A 23454-nucleotide genomic window follows, 5' to 3' on the forward strand; every position below is an offset into this window, starting at 1 on the left:
GATATGCCAGTGCTGACATTCGGGTCAATTTCGAAAGCGACCGCGGATGCCGAGCGTCCGTCAGGCGCAAGCTGCGAACGCAAGACAGCGCCATCAGGTCGTGGCACCGCGTGTCACCGGCACCCTCGGGCCATTCCACGCATTCCACGCCATGCCTTCCAGCTCAAACCGGCGCGCCGACCTTGATGCGAACCCGGGTCTCGCTCAAGGCCGGCAAGTCAGTCTTGCTGACGGCACTCCGGGCCTAGCTGCCGCCCTGTCCGGCCTGCTGATCGCGGAACAGCCCGACGACATTGGCATCCCCGTCTTGCTTGGTGACCGGGGCCTGCTGGCGCAGGAGTTCGCGCAGGTGCCGCTCCATCCTATCGGTCTCGGTGTCGGGGTCGGCAAACCAGTCCGTTGACCACACCCGGAAGATGTTCCAGCCGAGGTTCTCCAGCACCTCCTGTCGCAGACGATCCCGGTCGCGCGCCGAATGGGCGGAATGATAGGTCGCACCGTCACACTCGACCCCGCAGATGTAGCCATCCGGGAAGGCGGGGTGCGATACCGCCAGGTCCAGGAAGTAACCGGCCACGCCGACCTGGCAGTCTACGTCGAAACCGCGCGCTTCGAGCCTGTTCTTCACAAACCGCTCGAAGTCGTTGTCGGGCGCGGCACCGCTAGCGGAGCCGCCATGCAGTCGACCGTGCGCGGCATACTCGAGGTAGTCGTGCAGCGCCCGGCGGCCACGTTTGACGTTCGGATCGCTGACCTTCACATCGGCCGCGGTCATTGAGCTGAACACCCTGATCTGCTGCTTGGCGCGGGTGAACAGCACGTTCAATCGACGCCATCCCAGGTCCGTGTTGATCGGCCCGAAATGCTGCTTGACCAGGCCTGAGTCAGGATCCGGTCCGTAGGTCACGGAGATGAAGATCACGTCGCGCTCGTCGCCCTGCACGTTCTCGAGGTTCTTGACGAAGAAGCTCTCCAGGCCGCCGGCCCGGCTATCCATGGCCTCGGTGTAGCCGTATGCCTCCGGGGTGCGCTGAAGCAGGCGATTGATCTCGTCGAGGATCAGCTCGGTCTGGGAGCGGTTCATCGCGACGACGCCCAGCGATCGCATCGCCTCTTCGGGCTTTTGCGCCTCCCGCCGCATGAATTCCATCGCGACCTCGGCGACCTGTTGCGCCTCGATCGTGTTGGTGCCGCCGCGCCGGCAGCGCCCCTCCACGCGCTCCAGTCGCACGCCGTATTCCGGGTTATCCTTGATCGGGGCCGGGAACACGATGAGTTCGCGGTCGTAGAACTTCTCGTTCGAGAACGCGATCAGCGACCCGTGGCGGGAACGGTAGTGCCAGAGCAGACGACGGTAGGGGTGCCAGCAGTGCATCGCCATTCCGAGGATGCTCTCGACGTTCGCGGCCTCGGTGTCCTCGTCTTCGTCGTCGTTGTTATCCGCACCGATCCGGTCGAAGAACGAGGTTGGTGGCAGCTGCTTGGGATCCCCCACCACGACGATCTGCCCGGCGCGGACAAGACCGCCGATCGCATCCTCCGGCTTCATCTGCGATGCCTCGTCGATCACCACGAGGTCGAACTCGCACTGCCCTGGCTTCAGGTACTGAGCAACCGACAGCGGGCTCATCATGAAGCACGGCTTCATCTGCTGGATCGCACGGCCGGAACGGTCGAGCAGATCGCGCAGCGGCGTCCGCGGCTTCTTGACCTGGAGCATCGACTTGATCAGCCCGAGCTCCGTCTTGTCCTTGACCCTGCCTTCGGCGTTGCCGCGCGGGATCTGGGCCTGACTGAGCTGCGCCCGCAACGCCTGGCGCTCCAGCTGAATGATCTCCTTATCGGTCTGCTTGAACCGGCGCCGCGCCTCCTCCTGGCTGAGGCCGGAGAATCGATTAAGCTCAGGGTGCTGGCTGTAGGCGCCATGCGCCAGGCTGCGGTAGAGGGCCCTTTCATAGGCCACTTCCAGGTTCGCGTAGCGCGCACCCGCGGCATCGTAGGCCTCCAGGACGTCCCCGAGGCCGGCGCGGTACACGCCGTGTCGCGCACTTACATAGGTCGCCCAGCCCTGCAGGGTGCCCGGATTGTCCTCGGCCCGCGCGATCCGTGCCGCGACCTCGGCGGCCGCAACGTCGTTGGGCGCGCCCTGAAGGAAGGCGGCGCTGTTGAGATCGCCCGCGGAAGCTGCTTCCGTCCAGGCGCTGTCGTAGCCATGCAGCCGCTCGGCCGCCTGATCCGTCTGCTCGATCAGGCGGTCACGACGCTCGGCGTAATCGGGCGCGAACAGATGGGCCCGGGTCTGCTCGGGCAGATCGGTCGCATGCAGCGTGCGCGCAGCCTCAACGGCCACCCGCAAGGCGCCGCGTTCGGCCGACGGCGCGCACCTCTCCTGCTCGCCCGCCGCCGCCAGGAGTGCGTGCGCGTCCGTGCTGCGCGCAACGGCATCGCGCGCCTCGCTGAGCGTCTCGGTGGCCTCGAGCATGCTCGGAATCGCCTCGATCTGCGCGTTCTCGGAAAGCCCGAGGCGATCGGCGCGCTCTTTCAGTGCCTCGATCTCCGAAGCACGGGCATCCAGGCGGTCGGCCAGGTCGGCAAGCGGCGTCTCCCCGCTGGCGCCGATCCCATCGAACGCCTGGGCCAATTCGGAGAAGCGCGGTTCGCGGGCGAAGCCGATCAGCGTATCGAGATCTTCGATGTCCCCGCGCAGCAACAGCTTGCGCACGGTTCGCGTCTCAGCGTCCATGCCGCCAAGATCGCGGCCAACCCGGCTCGCAAACGCGTTGACCCCCTGGAGCGCGTCGAAGTCCGTCTCCAGGCCTTCGAAACGCGAGCCGCAGATCTCCTTCAGAATCTGGTCGCTCGCGAAGGTGTCGATATCCTCCAGGAGGCGGGCGGCGTCTTCGAGCCGGCTCGCCATCTGACCTCGGTTGGGCGTTCGGCGCTCCTGTCCGAGCTCCCGGTAATAGCGCTTGGCCGCACGAACGTCGGACGCGAGGCCCGCGAACAGTCCGGTCTTTTTCAGGGGTGCCGCGTGGCGGCGCATTTCAGCCGCAGCACCATCGCGGGTCACGGGCACCCGGACGAACCGCTCGATCTCCTGCTTGCGCCCCAGCAACTCGTCGCGCTTGCGCCGGCCGCGCGCCAGATCCTCGGCTGCCCCTTCATCGACCAGATGAGAGGTCCGTAGCAGGAGCAGCCGCCGGTCCGTCTCGTTCAGGATCCGGCCTGCGCGGACCAACGGCGCGATGCGCCGCACGGTAGCCGTCCCTTCGAGGCCGACGGCCCCGATCAGCTGGTCCGCCAGTTCAACCAGCTCGCGCCATCGCCCGGCCGCCATGCGCTCCTGCTCGATCAGGTCTGGCAACGCGCCGAGGGCCTGGTCTTCGAGATCCAGGCGCCGCGCCGCTTGACCGACGTGCGCGAGCTCCTCCTGCTGATCGGCCAGGGCTTCGGGGTCCCCGCACTCCTCGCGCAGAGACGTCTGTGCCGTTTCCCAGCGATCCAGGGCGTCCAGAAGGTCCGACAGCCGATCGACGTCCGCAGGGTCCACGAGCTGCGCCAGCACGCGCGGAAGATCGGGCGCCTCCGGATAGGCGTCGCGGGCCGCCAGCAGGCGCTGAACGTCGCCGCGGGTCGTGGGGCGACCGCCCATGGTCGCGAGAAGCGCGTCGAGCGCTTCGGCGGCCTTGCGCCACTCGGAAAACGCGCGGATCAGGCTGTCCCGCTCGAACGGGCTGATATCCGGCTTGTCGACACCGTACCAGGGGTGCTGCTGAAGCGCGCCATACGCCTGGACGAAGTCGGCGACGTGGTCCTCGATCACGCGCAGGTGACCCTTGGCCTCATCCATCGCGTAGGCCGTCACCTCTTCGGCGTCCTGGATGCGCGCGTCGCCCAGGCCATCCGGTAGATCAGCCTCGTCGCGCGTGCGCTGCTCGGCCCAGAGAATTTCCTGGATCGTCATGCCGAGCTTGCCGTAGCGCTTGTTCAGCAGATCGACGTAGTTGGTCAGCTGCTCCTTCAGCTGCCACAGGGTCTCGCGGGCCTCTTCCAGGCGCTCGGGCGCCCGCTCCCGCCCCTGGACCTCCAGGCGGTCCGACAGACCTTGCAGGACGTCTTGCTTGCGTGCCTTGGTCGAGTGCATCTCGAGCGCGAACTCGCCCAGGCCGGCCGCGTCGAGACGGGACTTCACGACCTGCAGTGCCGCCATCTTCTCGGCGATGAACAGGACACGCTTTCCCTGCCCCATCGCCGCGCCGATGATGTTGGTGATCGTCTGCGACTTGCCGGTGCCGGGCGGCCCCTCGATTGCGAGATTCTGCCCGTCCATAACGTCGACGATCGCGGACATCTGAGAGGAATCGGCGTCGGCGATCAGCATCGGGATCTTCTTCGCGATCTGCGGATCGTCGATCGGATAGGGCTCGGCCGACGTTCCCCCTTCGACGTTCGTGCCGCCCAGCAGGGCCGCGACGCCCGCATGCGTGTGCATCTCCTGGCCTTCCGGCCAGTTCGCCGGGTCGAGGTCACGGAACATGACCAATCGCGAGAAGGAGAAATGCCCGACGGTGACAAAGCGACGGACGCGCCAGCGTGGCTGCTTGGGTCCGAAGTGCTCCTCGACCTTCGCGAAGTAGCTCTCCGGCGTGTCCCCCTCCTCGTACTCCGGCAGACGAAGATTGAAGTCGCGGGCCAGCCGCTCCGAGATCGTCAGGTTGACTTCGGTTTCCTCGCCAGTCGACTGGATCGAGAAGCGGTACTCGCCGGCGACCAGCTCCTTCGTGATCTCGACCGGGTGAAGCAAGAGCGGGGCGTGCAGCTTGGTGCTCGAGTCCGAGCTCTCGTACCACTCCAGAAAGCCGAGCGCGACATAGAGGGTGTTCGTGCCCATCTCGCGCAGCGCGGACTTCGCCTGCTCCAGCACGCCGGATAGGCTGCGCTGCATCGCCTCCGGCAGCATCAGCGTCTGAATCTCGTCGTCCTCATGGTGCGCGGGATTGCCCGTGGGATCCGGCTCCGGAAGATCGTAGCTGGGCTCGAAGCCCCGAGAGCGCGCGTACTCCCCGATCGACATGACGTCCGTGTGGGGCCGCGGACCAAGGCCGAGCTGCTCACGCACCCGGTCTTTCAGGCGGCGCTCGATCTCCTGCCCCTTTTTCGATTCCAGGCGATCATCGTCCAGCTTCGCGACCGCCTCCCGGTAGGTCGGATCGGCCTGCCGGGCCTCCTCCAGCGCCATCAGGAAGGCGTCGGTCTTCTCGTCCTCCGGCACGTCAGGAGGCGGCGGCAGCGCCTTGAAGGTCAGCTTGCGGTCATTCTCGAGGCGCGACAGCAGTTCGTCGGGGAGTTCGTCGATCACCCGAGCATGAGTCTTCGACTTGTCCGAGTGGCGCATCCGCACCAGGCTGTTCTTGTTGGAGATGTCAAGCAGGCTCATCCGCAGCTTCTCGATCGCGGACCTCGCCGCCTCCGAACTGAGCCCTTCCTCCACACGCGGGATCACGCTAGGCGCTCCGCCGGAACCCCGTTTCTGAGCCTGCTCTTCGCTCTGCTGTTCACTCACGGAGGCCCGTCCTTCCTGATTGGTGTCCGTCGTGTCGCTTGCCTGGCTCGTGGTGCCGGCCGGGCGTTGCTTCCGCACCTTGCTGATCCGGGCATCAACCCGAGCGCGCAGTCGCCGGGCGCGATCGGTCTTGCGGTGCAGGAGTTCGTCACGCACCGCTGTGAGCTGGGTCACGTCATCGGTGTCGGCCAAGCGCTCCAGCGCCTGCACGCCGCTTGAAGCGTACGGTCGGTTCCGGCTCAACGTATTGCTCTCCACCCCGATCGGCTGCACAGAGAAGCCCCACTGCAACCAGCATAACCAGTTTACCGGGCCAAGTGTAGACCGCTCTTACCTTCTCAGCTTTGGAAGTGGGGCTTTTTTCATGTTCTGACCCTGTGCCGACATAATCGCCACAGAGCTTGTATTCGGCCGCGCCAGTCGTTCATGGCCGAGAGTAAATACGGTCCTGATACGTTCAAATCACCATCATTTTGGTGCCACAACCGAATGCCCATATCCATCGCCCGTAACCTCCTTCCCTATGACGAGGTGCGCTCGAATGGGCGGAACGCCCCCGCTCCCTCGCGCGATCCCGAAGCAGGTGCACACGGCACAGAGAGCGTCCGGCTGATGGCGTGGCGAGGATTACGGTCATCGCCACCGTCCTTTACGGCACATTAAGCATAAAGGCCTCAGGCTGCGGCTCACCAGACCTCGAGCCGAAAGCAGACAACCCCGCATGACCGGGCGCCTTCGCAGGCTAGCGTGCCTTCCCAAACTCCCCAGCCGGCAACTCAGCCAGAACGAGCGCACAAGCGGGATCGCAAGTACCCTAGCGGTGTTCGCTGCAGCGCTTGCAGCCCTGGTTGCAGATCCCGCGATGGCGCAGTCGCTCAGTCTCGACTTTGGCGGCGAGGGTGGGGCCAGTACGGCCTCCACCATGATCCAGCTGATCGCGCTGGTGACCGTGCTGTCGCTGGCGCCCTCGATCCTTGTGATGGTGACCTCGTTCACCCGGATCGTGGTGGTGCTGTCGTTCCTGCGCTCGGCGCTGGGCATCCAGCAGACGCCGCCCAACTCGGTGCTGATCAGCCTGGCGCTGTTCCTGACCCTGTTCATCATGATGCCCACCCTGGAGCAGGTGTACGACGAGGCCGTGGTGCCGCTGGTGGATCAGCAGATCGACGAGATGGAGGCCCTCGACGCCGCCTCGGCCCCGGTGCGGACGTTCATGCTCGGTCACGTGCGCGAGCAGGACCTGCGGCTGTTCATGGACATGGCAAAGGTCGAGTTGACCGAGGACCCGCAGGACACGCCGATGCGCGCCCTGATCCCGGCCTTTATGATCTCCGAGCTGAAGCGCGCGTTCGAGATCGGCTTCCTCTTGTTCCTACCGTTTCTGATCATCGACATGACCGTCGCCTCGATCTTGATGGCGATGGGCATGATGATGCTGCCGCCGGTGATGATCTCCCTGCCCTTCAAGCTGATCTTCTTCGTCATGGTCGACGGCTGGTACCTGATCGCCGGCTCGCTGGTGCAGTCTTACGGGGTCTGAGGTCCGAGCATGCAGCACCACGATAAGGATCGCCGGGTCACGCGCGAGCTGCAATCGGTAAGAACCCGTCTTCGCCGGCCGCCAACGGCCAAGGCTGTGAATGACCTTGATCGGCCTCGCTCCGCCGCGCCAACGACACGGCCGAGATGGCGACGGCGTCTCGGGCTGTGCGGCCGAAAGGGTTGCTTCGCCAGCGAGCTCGATCAGGTCTGGCTCCCGGAGACCCGTGCCTGGCGCTGCAACGGATGTCATGAGACGTGGACCGACGTCGATCACTGCGGACAATCTCGCTTCGAACGCAACCTCCGGGCACAGCGGCGGCACAAGATCGCTCACTGGGCTTGCGCGGTGGCCATGACCCTCATCCTGATCCTGGCCCTGATCCTGATCGGCTAGATCAAATACCCTCCTGAAAAGTGGCTAGCAGGCTTCGAACTTCAGGCCAGCCTTGACCTGGTATGCTCACCGCTCCACTTGTGATGTGGGGCGCTCATGACGGGTGCCAGGAGGTTACATCATGCGGCACACGGCGAGCCTAGGCCCGATCGAGCGGGTGACGCACAACTTGCTCGCTCGCGCACCGCGCCTCGCGCCCGGCAAGCCATCGACAACGCGGGCCGACAGCGCGGATCCAGTTGCCCGCGTTAAGGCGATTCTGCGCGACGGGCGCGTTCACACCACCCGCGAGATCATCGACCCACTTCCAGATTCAGACGCGCGCTGCCGCGCCCTGGCCGCACTCAAGCGCATGCACCGCCAGGGAATGATCGCGAAGACGGGTTTCGGGAACTGGCAGGCGTCCGCACGGGTCGCGAACGCCGCCTGATCCCAGAGCTCGCCAACCGCATCCGCGCGCTTGCGGCCTACAGCCGGCCCGACGCAGAGCGCTTGGCTTGCCCAAGGTTCGTGAAGCCGTCCTTGAACTCTGGGTGAAGTTCGCCATCACGCGTCTCGATCCACCAACATCCGTCCTCGCGCTGGCGAACCTGATAGGTCTCGAAGACCTGGCACCTTCCATCCGCGGTCATACCGCGGCCATCGACGTCCTCGGCGCTGAACATCACGCCATCCTCGTGCGTGGTCTGGCTAGCGCGGGCGAGAGACGGCTCCAGCCGTCCAGTTTGCTCGCCGCCAGGCGCACGACTCAAGTGGGTGGCGGCCGAGGCCGCTGTCCCGGTCGAGCCGGCGCCAGCAGAAAGGCGCCCCCGAATAGCAGCGACGTGCTCTATGAGAAGCCCAAGACCCGCAAGGATCCCGGCCATGATGGCCGAATTCAGCAGCAGGCCCAGGGGGATTGCATACTGAATAGCTGGCGCCCGGCTGCTTTCTGGCCAAACGCCGATCGTCCCAAACAGGCCTACCAGCGCCACGATCCCGGCCAAGACATACAAAAACCCAGTCATCTATCACCACATCCCTTCGCTGACGCCCCCATCACAGCGCGACCTTAGCCTGGAAATTCGTCATGGTCCACTGCGCCGGCGGTCGCTGAGAGTGTACTCCATGCCGCCCTATACGATCTTTTTACAGTCGAAGCGTAGCGTATGCGGGACATCGCGGGTCCGGCCGCTAGGCGCACTGACCGACATAATCGAGGCGCTTACGGTCGATGGCAGGAGCATTTCGGACCGGGTTGCGATGTAACAACGCCGGAACCCCTTCAGCTATGGCCTGTAAGCATTATCTCCAGACCGCCCGCGCTTGGGCATGCGTCCAGGAACATACCCGTTAAAACCTGCCGATGAGGCAAGCAATGCAGTTAGCAAGCGGTCAACCGCTGGAATCCAGCCAGCAGACCTCGGAGGCCGGTGTCGGCAACCTGGATGTCGCCCCCGAGTTCGCGGGCCTCACGGGTGAAGAAGTGCAGGCGAAGCTCACTCGGAACCGTGCCGCCCGCGCGGAGCAAGACCCCGTGTACGGTCTGCAGAGCCGCATGATCGCTGCGGCGAAAGCAAACCCTGGATCCGTCGAGGGGCTGGTGAACGATCTCGAAGAGATCGGTCGCACCAACCCCGGATCCCGGTTGGGCCACGCGGCTCAAATGCTTATCCTGACGGTGCGGCAGATCGGCCGACCCCGCGGTACCGCCTGACTGCCGCAGCACGTGCACCGCCATACGCGCGCCACACTCCCGCTGCACACCGCGGCCGCTTGAGGTGGCCGCAACGGGCGTCGCTGGGCGATCAAAGGCGTGCGCCCGAGGGGTCCCTGGGCGGTGTCGCGTCCGCCGCTTGCCGTTCGCTGCAGTGATCTACAGGACACGGCACTCACGAAATGGGAAGGGGAACATGGCCTGGACCGACGAGCAGATCGAAGTCCTGAAGCAGCGGTGGCAAGAGGGCGCGTCGGCCTCGCAGATCGGCAGCGAGCTTGGCATCAGCAAGAACTCGGTCATCGGCAAGGCGCATCGCCTGAAGTTACCGGGTCGCGCGTCGCCGATCATCCACCGCGCGGAAGGTGAGACGAAGAGGCCACGGTGCTCTGCGCGCGCCGGCAAGACGAACACAGGCGCGTCGCCGGCCACCGCGGCCAAGAAGTCGGCCGTCGCGGCGAGTAAGTCGGCGTCCACGGGCTCCCATTCATCACAACAGGGCGCGCAGAAGCCCGCCGCCGCATCGCCATCCCAAACCTCCGCACCGGGGGCGAGCGACGCGGCGTCACCAGCCGCGACGTCACCCCAGTCACCAACGCACTCCTCATCTACCAACCAGTCCGCCCGTTACGGATCCTCAACCGCACAACCCCAATCTTCGGGCCGTGCTCAGCCGTCCGGTAGCCCGAGCGCGCGGCACGGTGTCCGTGCCTCCGCGTCATCGGGCAACCGGACTCATGCTGCCAACAGCTCGACACCAGGAACCCCGAGCACGGGTGATCGCCGCGACACACGTTCGAACGCTACCCAGCCCGTTGAGCGTACAACGGCTGGCGACGGGCGCAATTCCGGTACGCGGCGCGCGACCGAGATCGAGCGCCGGACCCGCTCGGACGGCGCTACCCGCGCGTGCGCCTGGCCGATCGGCGATCCCGGAGACTCCGACTTCCACTTCTGCGGCGAGCCGGCCGAAGAGGGGCGTCCCTACTGCAGCGAGCACGCGCGGCGCGCTTACATCAAGCGGCCTTCAGACAGCAAAGACGCCGCGTAGACGGCGCGCGTCCGGGTCGACAAGGCTGCCGGTCCAGGCTGGCAGGTCTGCGTTCGCGCTTTTCTCACGGTATTCGGGTGCGCGACGATCCAGAGGCCACCAATTCCCTGTCGTGTTCGACCCGTTGATCCGGAGCAAGACGCGTGCAGGCCCACTTCGAAGTCCTTTGTGACGGGGACGTGGTCGTCTCGGCACCCGCCGAGATCCACATGGCGGAGGGCGACGGCGCCCCGGCCTACCCAATCGACATCACCTTCCAGCGCAATGGTGCGACGTTCGACGGCGCAAGCCGGCTCGGGCAGCTTTTCTCCGGCATCGTCCGGGAGCGCGTGCGCCGCGCCGGGCCTTCCGAGATCACGGTTGTCCTGGGTCGGCCTGAGTCCTGGTACGCCGAGGCCGAAGATGCCGACCAGCACCTCACGCTGAAGGTCCTGCACCTCACCCACGGCGTCGGAGAGGCACGGGACATCGACCAGGTCACGCTCTGGGACCTCATCACGGATACCCAAAAGGACCTGCTGAGCGAGCGGGCGATCGCGCAGGAGGTGGCGCGATGAGCGAGAACTCCTACGCCACCGCCTATAGCCCCGAGACCTACGACTTCGTCGGCGATCTCCTCCGTCGCTTCGGCGAGGTGGACGAGGTCACCGTCCAGGGTGCCGCCGAGGGTTTCGCGCACGCCCGGGCCCACAGCCGACATGTGGTCTTCCCGCCAAGTCCGGAAACGGAAGGCGTGTCCGAGGCGATGCTCGCGATCAGCACGACGGATCACGGCCAGAAGCTCGTCCATCTGTTCTGGCAGGCCGACGATGGATGCGTCGGCTTCGGCCGATTCGAGCTGGGGGACGATGCCGAGCCGTCGCTGCGGGCGAACGAAGCCTACCTGCGCAAAGCGGCCGCGCAGCGCGCCCCGACCCGGCGCGACAAGGGCGCCTCACTCTCCGCGCACAGCGCCTCCGGCACCCGGTTCGCCAGCGAGATGGCGCATCACGTCTACGCCGAGATGCGGCTGGGCGCCCATGACGTTAACCTCAATCGCGATCGCTACAACGACCGCATGGCGGCGGTGAACAAGTCGAAGATCGCTTTCCACAAGATCCAGAGTTCGTTCGAGCGCAAGCGGCTCGGCGCCAGCCTGATGCGCTTCAACAGCTATCTCGACCCGGACGCCCTGAAGATCCTTCATCAGACGGGCATCATGGGGACCAAGCGATACAACTGGCTGGTCGGTGACGGCGAGCCCGAAAAGGCCAAGCGCCGCCAGCAGGCCGCGCGCGCCTACCCGCTTCTGTTCGGCGCAATGTCCGGCAAGAAGCTCGGGTCCGACGTTTCCCGCGCAATCGACGCGGGGGAGCCGCTGGCGCCAGTCCTGGCAACGGCGCTCCGCTGCCCGGAGTCCGCTCTCAAGCGCCTGCAAGGCGTTCACTGGCAGCGCGCCGGGCGCCATGCCTCGCACAATCCTGGCGAGGTGCTCAGCGCCCTGACCAAGGTACCCGGCAACTGGACCCCGCACGCGCGCGCTGAGTGGGCCGCCTTCCACGCCGCGACCGGCTCGGCGAAGACCGTAAGCCGGCAGGTCGGCCGCAGCGAGGAGGCGATCATCAAGTCATCCGGCGGCAAATGGGTCGAGTTCGCGAGCGCGTTGGCAGCCTCGGAACGCCGGCTCGTCGGCGCGCGGGATATGCTCAGCCGGATCGAGAAACAGGTCATTCTGCCCGAGGTCGCCCGTCGGATGAGCGAAGCCGGCCTCGACTGGGCGGATGACCAGTGCAGCGCGCGGTCGATCATGCAGGAGGCCCTGCGTAACGATCAGCGATCGATGACATCCGCGGGCGCGCTCGGCGACAAGTCGCTCTCCAAGATCCTGCAGGCGAGCGACCGTTGGCACCGCTCCCTCCCCCGGATCGACGACGCCGTCTCCCGCGGCCAGGCCGAAGAGCAGGAACTCCGCTGGGGCGCGCTCAGCGCGTCCTTCACCACGCCCGAGGGCTGGACCGTCACGCCGCTCGTAACCCAGGCGGAGCTGCAGGCCGAGGGCGATGCCCTCAGCCACTGCGTGGGCGGCTACGCGGCCGACTGCGTCCGCCACGACACCCACATCCTCTCGATCAAGGACGAGGCGGGCAAGCACGTCAGTACGGTCGAGCTCGCCGAGTTGACCCAGGACGACATCGACCGCGGCCGGCACGCCGGCCATGATCGGATCCGGGTCGGCGAGCGCTACCTGTCGGTGCGCCAGCACCAGGGCTACGACAACGACGAGGCCGAGGGTGTCGATTACCGCTTCGTGGAGCGCGAGGCAGCGCTCAAAGGCTACCTCGAGCACCTGGGTCAGAATACCCCTGACTGGGAGGCGATCGACAGCCAGCGCCAGGAAGCGCGCCGGGTGCTCGATAGCAAGACCGGCCTGCAGGCGCAGATCGGCTTCGATCCCGAGAACGCCGAGGTGCGCCAGAAGGTCTTCGAGATCTACCGCGAGAGCATGATTGGGCCCGGCCGCAAGGCCGAGACACCCGCCGCCTTTCTCGCCGCCGCCGGCATGCAGGAGGCGATCGACGCCAAGATCTACAAGCGCGCCTCCGAGCTGGAGCGCGCCCAGAGCGAGGACGCCGCGCGGGAGTACAACGTCTCGATCGCCCGAAAGATCAAGGCGAACGCCGAGACCGATCCGAAAGCGAAGGCCTCGGACGCGATGTCGCTCGACGAGTACCTGTCGATCCCCGAGGAACGCCGCCCGGGCACCAAGGACGTCTTCTTCGCGCTGCCCGGCGAGGGGACTCTGCGCGGCCTGAACTTCAGCCGCGAGGACGACGGAAAGCCGGTCGGCCTCACCCCTTACAGGGCCAGCGAGAAGATCGAGGACATGCTCGTCAACCATATGCGCGAGAACTCCTTCCTGCGCGCCAGCCTCGCTATGAAGGCCGACAAGCATATCGTCGGCTTCACCAAGGCCGAGGCGGAAGCCTATCGCGATGTGGTGGCTGCCGTCGTTGAGCAACGCGAGCTTCGCGCCCAGGGTGAGGAGATCACTCTGCGAGAGGCCTTGATGGAAATGGCCGTCCGGCGATCCGATCGCGCCCTCGATGGCGAGGGGTACGCCTCCTGCGCCTGATCATTCGCCGGATCAAGAAAACGACCCCAAGTTCCTGATATGGCTCAGGAACGAGAAGGAACCGAGATGACCACCACCGTCCACACCGTCGCCGGCACCCGTCGCAGCCTGGAGATCACCCCGGTCGGCGCCTCCTCCTTGCCGATCGACGCACTCACGACCTGGCTCAAGCCGCACGTCGACGCCGTCTGCGAGCATCTGGACGGCGAGATGTCGGTCACGATCGGCCTGATCCCGCTGGAGATGGCCTCGGCGGCCGTCTCGGCCGGCGAGCTGGCGCTGGTCGCCCCCGAGATCGAGGACGGCCGCGCCTGCGTGATGCTGGTGTCCGAGCAATCCGGCCCGGTCGACGACGTCGCAATCGTGCGCGCAGAGACCTCCAACCTGAACACCGGCGATCTGATCGCCACCGCCCGACCAGGGAGCTGAACCCGTCATGACCGAGCCCCTCTCGCTGCGCGACGAGCTGCGCAACCGGATCGCCAATCGCGTCGCCAGCGGCGACAATGGGCTCGTCTTCGTGCCCGCCGGCCGCGGCTACGCGGATCTGATCGAAGGGCTCGCCATCAGCGCGCCAGGCCGCGTGCTCGTGATCGATCGAGAAGACCGCGCGGACCTCGGCGGACATCTCTCGCCTCAGGACCAGGCGGCAACGGAAGTGCGGGGCTGGCGCTCCCTCGTCGAGGGCGACATCCCGGACGGGATCGGCGCGATTGTGGTCGGACACGCGCCGTGGGCCGCCACGGCATACGGCCGAAAGGCGCTGCAGCGTCTCTGTCAGGCCAACCCCGATACCAGCGTGATCGGTATCTCCGACGTGCCATCGCGTACGGATGGCCGTGACTTCTCCTCCGCTTTCGCCGGCCCGCGCACGCCGGTCGAGATCGGCCGCCTGTCCTTCGAGCAGGGCCTCGCCGACAAGGCACTCGTCCCGACGCGCGCGGTGCACAGCCAGAAAAAGAGCCTGCTGCCGCGCTCGGAGAACGGCTCCCTGCGCTTCGATCTCGGCAACGAGGCGGCCGAAACCCTCGTCCAGCTGCACGAGGCGCATGGCAGCGCGGGGCGCAAGCAAACGCTGTTCGTCACCTCGCGCCCCGAGGATGCGATCATCCTGACCCAGCGTCTTCAGGCAGTGTATGGCGATGACAACGTGTCCGTGGCCGTCGGCGACATGTCGCCGGCCGCCAAGCGTGCCGGTATCACCGCCGGCCAGACCGAGGCTGCTTTCGCGGCCTTCCAGAACGGTGACGTGCCGAACCTGGTGGCGACCGCGAAGATCCTGATGGACCGGCCGCCGCTCTCCGCCACCCAGACGACCGTCCTCGCCCGTGCCGATATGGATCCGCTGACGATGCTGCGGGTGCTCCGGCACGGCTCCGCCGCCGCGGAGGGCAAGCGGGATCATACCCTGATCGATCCGGGCGGATCGGTCGCCCGCTTCAAGGAGATGGTCCACCAGGACCCGGCGCTTTACCTGCCGATCGAGTTCGCCGACGAGCAAACGCTGAAAGAGCCGGAGCGGAAATACGAGACCGGCGAGCTCGAGGATCGCACGCCGACCTTCACCGACATCCTGAAGGAGGTCCGGCCGGACGCCGACTACCTGCACGAAACCGCCGGCCAGCCCAAGCGATCGCTGCACGAGCGGGTGCGCACCGGCCAGGGCAATGGGCTCAGGGACGAGGAGATGAACGCCTACCTCGAGCAGGAGCACGGCATCGTTCTCCCCGAGGGCCGGCCACACCACGACCACCTCTTCGACATCCAGGACGACTCCGCGCGCGAGGCGCACGATCCGGCCGAGGTCGCCCGCAAGCTGCAGAACCACTCCACGCGCGCGCTGCGGGCGATGCGCGAGCGCACGCAGGCCACCCTGGAGGCCGCACCCAACGATCCGCGCCTGCAGGGCATGCGCGAGGGTCTGAGCCTGGTCGAGGCCGTGCTCGCCCATCGTGCCGGCCGCACCGTCGACGGCCCCCACGCAGCACACCTCGTCGACGAGGGCCGCCAGCACACGGCCACCTCCCTGCCCGACCGCCGCAGCCCGGAGGCGATCCGCCACGCCGGCCTGACGCGCCTGTGCACGATGATGGGGATCGCCGAAGGTGAGATCCCGCCCGACCCACGCGAGTCGATGGAGCTCTACCGTGGTGTCTGGAAGGAGATCTCCCGGGTGCGCGAGCACGTGCGGGTCGCCCACACCGCGCAAACCGATCCGGCTCTGCGGATTCCGATCGCCGAGGCGCACAACGAGTTCCTTGCCGGCGCCGAGCAGCTTCGCACCGAGCTGCAGCTCTCCCAGCTTGGCACCCGGCCCGACCGTAAAACCCTGACCGTGCAGGCCGGCGTCAACACGATCGGGCACGTGAGCCCCCATGACCTGGGCGTGCACGGCGACATCCGGCTCAACCGCACCCAGGACGGCGCCATCCAGCCGCGGGTCTTCGACGGCCATCGTTGGGCGCCGCTGAAGCTGGAAATGCGCCGGGGCAAGACGCCGGCGTTCGAAGACGTCGACGCGATCCAGGCGCTGTCCGCCGAGATCGCCGAGCGCGGCCGGATGAACCTGCGCTGGGACGGCGAGAGCTGGCGGGTGCCGGACCGGGTGGTGAAGGAAATCGGCCACGAGACGGCCCGCCTGCGCGTCGAGCCCGGCCGCGGCATCTTCCGTCATGTCCCGCGTCACGACGATCCCGAGCTGGCCGCCGGCGAGCTGCGCCGGCACCTCTGCCAGGTGCTCCGGCGCAACAACCCTTATGACGCTGAGACGCGTCACATGAGCGAGTTCATGAGCCGCGCGGCCTCGCGGGAGGTTACGACCCGCTTCCCGGAGGAGCAAGCCGTGGTGAAGGACCTGGCCCAGGTCTTCGAGGTCTGGCGCGAGCGCGCAACCGAGGTCCGCCGGACCAATGCCGAGCGCCAGCCGTTCATCATCAATCGCCGGGTGCGCACCAGCCGGATCGATGCCGGGAAGACCACGCACGAAGACAGCGAGCCAATGAGCGCCTGATCCGCGGCACCCGGGCCGCCTTCGCCGGGACCGGCCTACCGCCTGCATGTCGGCGATGCCGTCGCACCGGACGACCGGCCGGCAGCGGCCGGCACGACCGGTCCTAGGCCTCTCTCCATCTCATGCGGCGGCGCCGGCCTCCGGCTCTGGCAGCTGCTGGGCCAGCACTTTATAGAAGGGCAGCTTGCCCCAGCTGTCACGGTCGCCGATCACGTACAATCGCCGACGCGCGCGGGTCACCGCGACGTTCAGGAAGTTCGGCTTCTCGTGGGTGAACTCGCGCGCCTTCATCGAGCCGGTCCCGCCCAGCACGATAATCACCACGTCCTCTTCGCGACCCTGGAAAGTGTGGACGGTCCCAACACGGCCCTCGGTCAAAAGTCGTGCATGCGCTGTCGGCCGAAGAGTCCGGTTAAGACCGGCCACCACATCCCGGTACGGCGTGATCACGTATACACTCAGTCCGGCCCGGTCGATCTGGTCCAGCAGGTGTATGAGCGCCGGCATCTCGTCGGCGACGAAATGGCCCTGATCTGCCGGGCCTGTCCGCGGCACATGCAGCCATCCGCTTTGTGGCAGCGCCACGTCGGCGCGCTCGATTGTGCCCTTCACCATCAGGTCGCCGTAGGCGAGGCCGGCCGAGATCGACACCATCGGCTCGTCGCATCGCCAATGAACACGCAACGGACAGCCGACCCGCTGACCGTGCATCGATCCGGTCTCGATCTTGCTCCCCACAGGACAGCGCCGGTCGGCAAGCGTCTGAACCGACTGCCTCCGCGGGTCCCAGGCCGGAGTATCGTGAAGCCGCGTCGCGATCCGATCGGCGACGGCGTCCGGAAGATCCAGGATCGGCTCCAACTGCATCGGGTCGCCCAGGATCACGGCACGCCGGGACCGCAGCATCGCGCCGACCGCGGACTGCGGCTCGGCCTGACCTGCCTCATCAACAACCGTCCACCCGAACTCCTGAGAGCCCACGCCCGCGAACAGCTTCCGGACCGAATGAAAGGTCGTGGACACCACCGGAACGACCAGGAAGAACGCCCGCCAGAGATCGGCCGGACCCCCTTGATGGCCGTGTTGTTCCCGCCAGCCGGTGTCCCGACGCAGCATGGCGAAGAAGGCACTCAGCTTGCGCCGTAACGCCTTCCGGCCGGCCACCGCGAAGGCTTCATGCAGCGCCAAGGCAGCCAGGAACACCTCGGCCCGCGCCGCCTGCAGGCCCCCCGGATTGCCGTCGGTCGCCGTCTCTCCAACCCAAGGCGAAAGGCGCTCGAGATCGGGGCCGCCGGCGTCCCACTGCTCCGCATCGACCGCATTCTCACCGAAACGCTCCCGGGCCGCCTTGCGCCGCTCCTCAAGATGCGCCTCGATGTCCCGGATTTCCTTGCGAACCTCCCGCCGCTGAACGTCGATTGCCTCGCTCAGTTCAGCATGCGCCCGCGTATAGGCCGACCACTCAGACTGCGCGTCGATGTGCTGCTGGCGCAGGCTGCGCAGTCGGTCTGCTGCAGCTTGAGACTCCGGATCAAGTAACTCCCGCAACGTCGCGATGTGGCTCTGATCGTCTTTGGAAAGCGCACGCCCCCCCCCGAGGCCGAGCAGATAGCGGTACGAGCGGATCAGATGGGTCTCCAAGGATTCCAGCGCCCCCAGCCTGCCTTGGGCGCTCGCGAGCCGGGTTCCTGCATCCTGCCATCGCATCCGCTCCTCGCGTCCGCCTTCCGGGGTCAGAGCGCGCTTTTCAGCGGCGATCTCACGGACTTCTTGCGCCGCCCCCTTGCGCGCCTCGATCACCCGGGAACGGACCGCTTCCTGCTGGGCCAGCAGCCTCTCCTCGAGCTGCCGAATCTCACGCGCCAGCGCATCCGGGTCGCTGTCGGGCTTCTCCAGCCGCTCCAGCTTGGCCATCAGACCAATCGGCCCCTGCTCATCCCGCTCGCGCAGGAGCCGCAGCCTGTGCTCCTGGTGTGGCACGCGATAGGCCTGCACAGCCGCGGCGCGCTCGCGCTCAGCCCGCGCCACCGCCTCGCGAAAACGCCGGCACGCCGTTGGCCAGTCAGCCACCGCCGGCGGCTCCACATCTTCCAAGTCATGGTGAAGAAGGCGACCGAGGCTCCAGAGGTTCTCTTCCCGCAGCCGCCTGGGATCCGGCCACAGCCCATCACAACATGCCTGCCGCATCTTGAGGTTGCCGAGCGGCAGGGCGAGTGTCCCGAACAGCCCCTGCAGGTCGATCTCGGCGCTGCGTTGATAGCTTCGGACGACCTGAGGTGTCGTCTGGCGGAAGAGCCCGATCCGATCGTGCCAGTAGGGATCGACTTCGCTCAGCCGGGGTAGCTCGGTGCTGACCCGCTGCGCGGCCTTGTTCGAGTGCGTGCAGACAATCAGCTCGTAACCCGCGATCTCCTCGGGCACGCCCTCGCGCAAAGCCGCCTCGGGATCGCCGATCCGCACCATCGCCTGTGCGCGCTGCACGATCAGATCGGCGGCCAACTCCCGGATCATCGTCGTCTTGCCGGTGCCGGGCGGTCCGTTGACCGCGAACAGCCCGCCATCCGCCAGGTCGCGCCGCGTGCGTGCGAGCGCGAAGCGTTGGGCGAGGTTCAGGGCCCGGTGGCCGGGCGACGGCCAGGTGCCGAGCGGCATCTCATCCGGGTTCAGACCCTGGAACACCGCATGGCGATCATGCACCGCATCGGCCTGCAAGGGGACGGTCCCGGAGCTGAGGTACTCCTGCAAGGCAGGATGCTTCTGGATGCCGCGGGCCTGTTTCAGGTCAGGGTACATGCGGGAGGTGAATAGCTGCTCGAGATCGTCGTCCCATTCCAGCAACGCCGACATCCATTCATCCAGCGAGAGCTCGGACGGGACCCGACGCTCCCGGGCCTGGATACGGAACCAGGGTTTGAACGCGAGCGTCCCACCGGACTCCTCGCTCACCGTGCGCTGGATGCCGTGAAGATCGCGGACGCTGAGATGGCGCCCGGCCCAGCGCGATTGGATGGTGTCTCGGATACCGGCCTCAAGTCCGACCCATCCCTCGGAGTCCAGCGACCCGGCGCCCTCCCGCTGCAATAGGCCAAGAGCCCAGGGCGTTGCTGAGATCTGCAGGGAGTGCGGCAGCATCCGGCCGTCGCCCGTCGCCATGAAGGATACTGTCGCGTAGATGTCGGCGGACTTTTGGCGGCCGGACTCGTCCTCACCCGCAGCGTCGAGATAGGCCCTCAGGTCATAAACACCCACGAAGACGGTGCTCAGGATTTCCCGGCCACTCTGCGGCGCCGGTGTCTCGGGGTCGTTCCAGGGCAGCTCACCATCATCACTGACATCGCGCTGGAAGGCAACGGGACGCGTTCGGTGCTCGGGCCAGAAAGGCGCGTCCCCGCCCTGGATCTTCGAAGGCTTCGCGAGCTCAATTGCCTCCCAGTAGCCCAGCACCCGATCGTTCATGGACCCCATCTTCCCCGCTCGATGATCAACCAGACTCCCAACCCGCCCAGCCGCGCCCTGGATAGCTACCGAAGTCGCGTCGGTGAGATTGCAGCGTCGACTTTCCTACAACCAGCAAGAAAGAAGATCAACGCCTGTCCTGTATTCGCAGAACCAAGCACCGAAAGTAACGCCTTGTTTACCGTGTTTCCAGGTCCTGGATTTCACTACTCGACCGGTCCAAGGGGCGCGGGTCAGGTGCCATGCAACCCCAGTATCCGACGGACACCCGCCAGGCCGGCGGCCTCGTGCGTCCGGTAGAACGCGTCGACCGCGGCGTGGCCGTCCTGATCGACAACCGTGAACAGGCGCTGCTTGGCTGTCGGATCGACCTTCGATGCAACCCGATACCCCTCGAACAGCGCGTCGAGGTGGTAAGCGTCCAGGTTCTTGAGTCCGCCGTTTTCGCGCAACTCAACATAGGTCAGTTCCTTCTCACGCGCCGGCGCCGAGACCTCATCGTATAGCTGGACGACGGCCGAGATCCTCTCTTCCAGGGACATCTCCGGCTGGAGGCGTTGCTCACACAGGTCCGCATCGCCGGGTGACACGGCGCGGATCATTTCCACTGGACCCCCCTGATCTCCCGACATCGCGGCAGCTGACCCAGGCCTGGCACCGGTTTCGGGGTCTGGCGGATGCGCACCCGCCGACTCGGTGTCGGGTTGATCAAACACCACGGCGGCGTCCCTGGCCGCGCCCTTGTGCCTCGGGCCCGGCAGGATGAGTCGGAAAACCGCAAACCCGCCGGCCATCAGTAGTGCGTATACGATGCCGCTGCCCAGGTGCAGGAAGATATCCTGGTTCAGCGTATGGGTTTCCGCTGACCCGCTCACGCTTGCGATCAGTGAAAAGAAGACGCCCAACGCCTACAGCCAGGCGCCGGCTGCAAGCCAACGCACGATCCTCAAGCTTCCTTCCAGCCGGCGTTTGCGCGCCTGGAGAGCATCGTCGTCATGCGCCTTGCGCACAAGGCTACCCTCGATATCAGGGCCGGCGCGGCGGCGGCGAACTTCAAGTAACCGACGACGGTGGTGCCTTGCCACCCGACCGGTTCGCGCCCTTCTGTCCGACCTCCTTGCGGAGATCCTCGGGATCCAGCGTGATCACGATCTTGAGGTCACCGATGGCAAGGAAGCGCTCGGGCAGACGCGCGCGCCAGGACTGTAGGTCGGGCTCCAGGCAAATCGATAGCGCGGCGTGCCCGACGCCAGGGTTCAGGCTGTCCTCGACCCTGGTCTCCGGTCGCAACGCCAGGAAACGCACGCCCACGCCCGTCACGGGCGCGATCGCCGCCAGCACTTCACCGGCGCACACCTTCTTCAAGACGTTCGGGTAAAGCGTCACGGCGTTCCGGAGGCCCTGGTAGAGGACTGCGGTGCGCAGCGCGCCGGTGGGGATCGGTCCGTCGTCTCGTGCGGCCGCCAGGCGGTCGCCGTCGACCCAGTGGCGCATCAGAAACGGCGTACCGTCGAGCGCGGCATGCAGGCGCTCGCACCAATCAACCAGCCCCTTGTTGAGCGATGCGCCAAGCTCCTTCCAGGCGTCGTTGACAGCCTGCGCATAGGTCAGGCGGCCGTTCGGCGCTCTCCGGTTGGTCGCGAACAGGATCCCTTCGTTGCTATCCTCGCGGACCTCGAAGTCGAGACGCCAGTTCGCGCCCTTGGCGGCCGGCGGCTCCGCCCGGACCCGCACGCAGACACGATCCGCCGCGTCACCGAGCACCCGGGCGATCGCCTGATCCAGGGTCTCGAGATTACGCGGCCGCCCGATCTCCCGACAGTCGCGGGGCCAGCGATACCCCGCGCGCCCCAGCTGCTTCTGGATCGGCCATGCACGTCCGTCCTGGAGCCGGAGCCCGTCAATCGCGGGGTCCCACCAGGCGTCGTCGCAGACGTGCGAGCAATTGGGCGGCAACACGCTGCGATCGGGGTCGTCGTGCCAGGCGTAGAGCGCAGCGATCAGATCACGCAGAGAGCGCGGGCTCTGATGCTCGATGTGCTGCTGCTCGATGATTTCCTCGGGCGTAAGTCCGTTCGCCCAGGCGTGCTGGACGGCGATCTCAGACTCGCTGGCGCGCGAGTCCCGGCGCGCGCTTGCCGCGATCCGCCGCGGTCTCCGCGGCGCAGCCGCCGGATCGTAGGGCGGCGGCGCCGGATCCGTGCAAGCATTGGACCGCGCGGCGGCAGCACCCCCGCCGTCGTTCCCCACCCCTTGCTCGGGTGTCGGGCAACGCACGTCACCCGGCAGCTTGTTCTCGCTCCCAGTCACCGGATCGAGCCCGTACACGACCTGATGGCGCGCGCCCATCCGCTCGACCTCGTCGATCCCGTGCAGCGAGACACGCTTCTCATCGACGGTGAGCGCCTTCAAGACCTCCTGCTGACCCCAGCCATGCCGGAACGGACCCAGGCTCGCCGGCGCGCGAGCGCTGGCTTCCTCCATGAGGTCGCGACCGGCGGGATTGCGGCGCCGGTCCAGCCGCACGCCGATGTCGAGATCACCGAGATCCTCGGCGTTCGTGATGTAGCTGCCGAACACAACGATCTCCGTCACCCGGAAAGCGAGTCCGGCATCGGCGTTGATCGCCTGACCGCGTTCAATCGTCTGGGCGAGCAGATCGCGCGCCTGATCGCGGCTCATCGGCTTCTGGATCGGGCTTGCCAGTAGGCGCTGCCCGGCGGGGCCGATCTCCCACTGATCCACCCCAACGTAGGTCTCGTCGAACTGGATGATCCCCCGATCGGCCAGCTCGCCGCAAACGCGGCTCAAGCTCGGCTCCAGCAGGCCCAGGCGGTATCCGAGCTCCGCGCTCGTGATGTAGCGCCTGCTCTCCCGAAGCGCCGCCTTGATCCGGGAAACCCTTATCCCTGCGATCTTTTCGCCCGGCATTATCCGCATCGAGGACCCTGTCCCTGCTGCTAGCGTGAAGGGGGACGCGATACTACACGATTGGTCGCTGGATTTTGAGGTCGCTTTTTCTGTCGAGGCCTGTATAGCTAGTTGGGACGACCGTACATATCGGCGGATGTAGCAGGAACGTCAAAAGGTAACCCACCTCCCTGGAAACCGCGCATGCCCTCCGATCGCATACCGATGACGCCTGACGCGGCGAACTTGCTCGACCAGCAGCTCCGTCTGTTCCGGGCCAAGTTCGGCCGCGAACCGGCTCCCGAGGACCCGGTCTTCTTCGATCCGGATGCCGAAGAACCTCGCCCGCTGTCGAGCGAAACCTGGCACGCCGAGGACATGGTTCGCCGCGAGGTGCAGGTCCACCACATCGGGGTCGGTTTCAAGGAGCGCACAAAGGGCCGGGTCAAAATGGTGCAGACCCGCATCGCCCGTCTCTTCGCGGTCTCCCCGAAGCTGCACAAGCCCGCACAGGACGATCGAATGGGCTATCTGCTCGAGGTGATGGGGCGGGCCTCGGACAGCGAGCTGGCCGCCATGGCGGAAGGCATCTCGGAGGCCCGCGGCGTGACCTTCGTCGACATCTGGGCCTTCGACCACACGGGCGCGTTCACGATCGAGTACACGGCCGGCCAGCCGGTCGAGATCCGCCGGCTGGGGTCAGTTCCGGCGCCCGGGTGA

Annotated in this window: 14 protein-coding genes; 9 read left to right on the plus strand and 5 right to left on the minus strand. The window is 66.6% G+C overall.

The window, feature by feature from the left end; genetic code table 11:
* Positions 1–244: 244 nt before the first annotated feature.
* Complete coding sequence (locus CKO28_RS06315) at positions 245–5806, minus strand: DUF4011 domain-containing protein (protein ID WP_200339780.1); 5562 nt, start codon at positions 5804–5806, stop codon at positions 245–247.
* Positions 5807–6365: 559 nt separating this feature from the next.
* On the opposite strand from CKO28_RS06315, the gene fliP reads away from it, so the two are divergent.
* The gene (gene fliP, locus CKO28_RS06320) at positions 6366–7103 is read left to right on the plus strand and encodes a flagellar type III secretion system pore protein FliP (RefSeq protein WP_338050060.1); all 738 of its coding nucleotides are present in this window, start codon (positions 6366–6368) and stop codon (positions 7101–7103) included.
* A gap of 517 nt (positions 7104–7620) precedes the next feature.
* Complete coding sequence (locus CKO28_RS06325; RefSeq protein ID WP_200339782.1) at positions 7621–7929, plus strand: hypothetical protein; 309 nt, start codon at positions 7621–7623, stop codon at positions 7927–7929.
* A gap of 37 nt (positions 7930–7966) precedes the next feature.
* Here CKO28_RS06325 and CKO28_RS06330 read toward each other — a convergent pair whose 3' ends face one another.
* On the minus strand, positions 7967–8506 hold the full coding sequence (locus tag CKO28_RS06330) for a hypothetical protein (protein ID WP_200339783.1): 540 nt from the start codon (positions 8504–8506) through the stop codon (positions 7967–7969).
* A 350-nt stretch (positions 8507–8856) separates the two neighbouring features.
* Between CKO28_RS06330 and CKO28_RS06335 the strand changes: the two genes are divergently transcribed.
* The 6 genes from CKO28_RS06335 (at position 8857) to CKO28_RS06360 (ending at position 16368) form a co-directional block, all read left to right on the plus strand.
* Positions 8857–9195, plus strand: a complete 339-nt coding sequence (locus CKO28_RS06335; RefSeq protein WP_200339784.1) for a hypothetical protein — start codon at positions 8857–8859, stop codon at positions 9193–9195.
* A gap of 196 nt (positions 9196–9391) precedes the next feature.
* Positions 9392–10246: a GcrA family cell cycle regulator gene (locus tag CKO28_RS06340; protein WP_200339785.1), complete on the plus strand. Its 855-nt coding sequence runs from the start codon at positions 9392–9394 to the stop codon at positions 10244–10246.
* A 209-nt stretch (positions 10247–10455) separates the two neighbouring features.
* Positions 10456–10803 carry a hypothetical protein gene (locus tag CKO28_RS06345; protein WP_207168753.1) on the plus strand — a complete coding sequence of 116 codons (348 nt, stop codon included), beginning with the start codon at positions 10456–10458 and terminating at the stop codon, positions 10801–10803.
* Positions 10800–13358, plus strand: a complete 2559-nt coding sequence (locus CKO28_RS06350; protein WP_200339787.1) for a PcfJ domain-containing protein — start codon at positions 10800–10802, stop codon at positions 13356–13358. Before CKO28_RS06345 ends, CKO28_RS06350 begins: the two co-directional genes overlap by 4 nt.
* 66 nt (positions 13359–13424) lie before the next feature.
* The gene (locus CKO28_RS06355) at positions 13425–13787 is read left to right on the plus strand and encodes a hypothetical protein (protein ID WP_200339788.1); all 363 of its coding nucleotides are present in this window, start codon (positions 13425–13427) and stop codon (positions 13785–13787) included.
* A 7-nt stretch (positions 13788–13794) separates the two neighbouring features.
* Complete coding sequence (locus tag CKO28_RS06360; protein ID WP_200339789.1) at positions 13795–16368, plus strand: hypothetical protein; 2574 nt, start codon at positions 13795–13797, stop codon at positions 16366–16368.
* A 120-nt stretch (positions 16369–16488) separates the two neighbouring features.
* Here CKO28_RS06360 and CKO28_RS06365 read toward each other — a convergent pair whose 3' ends face one another.
* From CKO28_RS06365 to CKO28_RS06375, 3 genes are all read right to left on the minus strand, one after another.
* A complete protein-coding gene (locus CKO28_RS06365) occupies positions 16489–19824 on the minus strand; it encodes a DEAD/DEAH box helicase (protein WP_200339790.1) in 3336 nt (1111 codons plus the stop codon).
* A 233-nt stretch (positions 19825–20057) separates the two neighbouring features.
* The gene (locus CKO28_RS06370; RefSeq protein WP_200339791.1) at positions 20058–20729 is read right to left on the minus strand and encodes a hypothetical protein; all 672 of its coding nucleotides are present in this window, start codon (positions 20727–20729) and stop codon (positions 20058–20060) included.
* Positions 20730–20877: 148 nt separating this feature from the next.
* Positions 20878–22755, minus strand: coding sequence for a hypothetical protein (locus tag CKO28_RS06375; RefSeq protein WP_200339792.1), 1878 nt, complete (start codon positions 22753–22755; stop codon positions 20878–20880).
* A gap of 183 nt (positions 22756–22938) precedes the next feature.
* Here CKO28_RS06375 and CKO28_RS06380 point away from each other — a divergent pair, with 183 nt between their 5' ends.
* Positions 22939–23454, plus strand: coding sequence for a hypothetical protein (locus CKO28_RS06380; RefSeq protein ID WP_200339793.1), 516 nt, complete (start codon positions 22939–22941; stop codon positions 23452–23454).

This window comes from Rhodovibrio sodomensis (assembly GCF_016583645.1).
Classification (GTDB): Bacteria; Pseudomonadota; Alphaproteobacteria; order Kiloniellales; family Rhodovibrionaceae; genus Rhodovibrio; species Rhodovibrio sodomensis.

What these genes read in the sequence shown, in the direction of transcription:
- CKO28_RS06360 (WP_200339789.1), top strand. Translation starts at nt 13,795, where the DNA reads ATGACCGAGCCCCTCTCGCTGCGCGACGAGCTGCGCAACCGGATCGCC.
- CKO28_RS06335 (WP_200339784.1), top strand. Translation starts at nt 8,857, where the DNA reads ATGCAGTTAGCAAGCGGTCAACCGCTGGAATCCAGCCAGCAGACCTCG.
- CKO28_RS06380 (WP_200339793.1), top strand. Translation starts at nt 22,939, where the DNA reads ATGCCCTCCGATCGCATACCGATGACGCCTGACGCGGCGAACTTGCTC.
- CKO28_RS06340 (WP_200339785.1), top strand. Translation starts at nt 9,392, where the DNA reads ATGGCCTGGACCGACGAGCAGATCGAAGTCCTGAAGCAGCGGTGGCAA.
- CKO28_RS06350 (WP_200339787.1), top strand. Translation starts at nt 10,800, where the DNA reads ATGAGCGAGAACTCCTACGCCACCGCCTATAGCCCCGAGACCTACGAC.
- CKO28_RS06365 (WP_200339790.1), bottom strand. Translation starts at nt 19,824, where the DNA reads ATGAACGATCGGGTGCTGGGCTACTGGGAGGCAATTGAGCTCGCGAAG.
- CKO28_RS06325 (WP_200339782.1), top strand. Translation starts at nt 7,621, where the DNA reads ATGCGGCACACGGCGAGCCTAGGCCCGATCGAGCGGGTGACGCACAAC.
- CKO28_RS06330 (WP_200339783.1), bottom strand. Translation starts at nt 8,506, where the DNA reads ATGACTGGGTTTTTGTATGTCTTGGCCGGGATCGTGGCGCTGGTAGGC.
- CKO28_RS06345 (WP_207168753.1), top strand. Translation starts at nt 10,456, where the DNA reads ATGGCGGAGGGCGACGGCGCCCCGGCCTACCCAATCGACATCACCTTC.
- CKO28_RS06375 (WP_200339792.1), bottom strand. Translation starts at nt 22,755, where the DNA reads ATGCCGGGCGAAAAGATCGCAGGGATAAGGGTTTCCCGGATCAAGGCG.
- CKO28_RS06355 (WP_200339788.1), top strand. Translation starts at nt 13,425, where the DNA reads ATGACCACCACCGTCCACACCGTCGCCGGCACCCGTCGCAGCCTGGAG.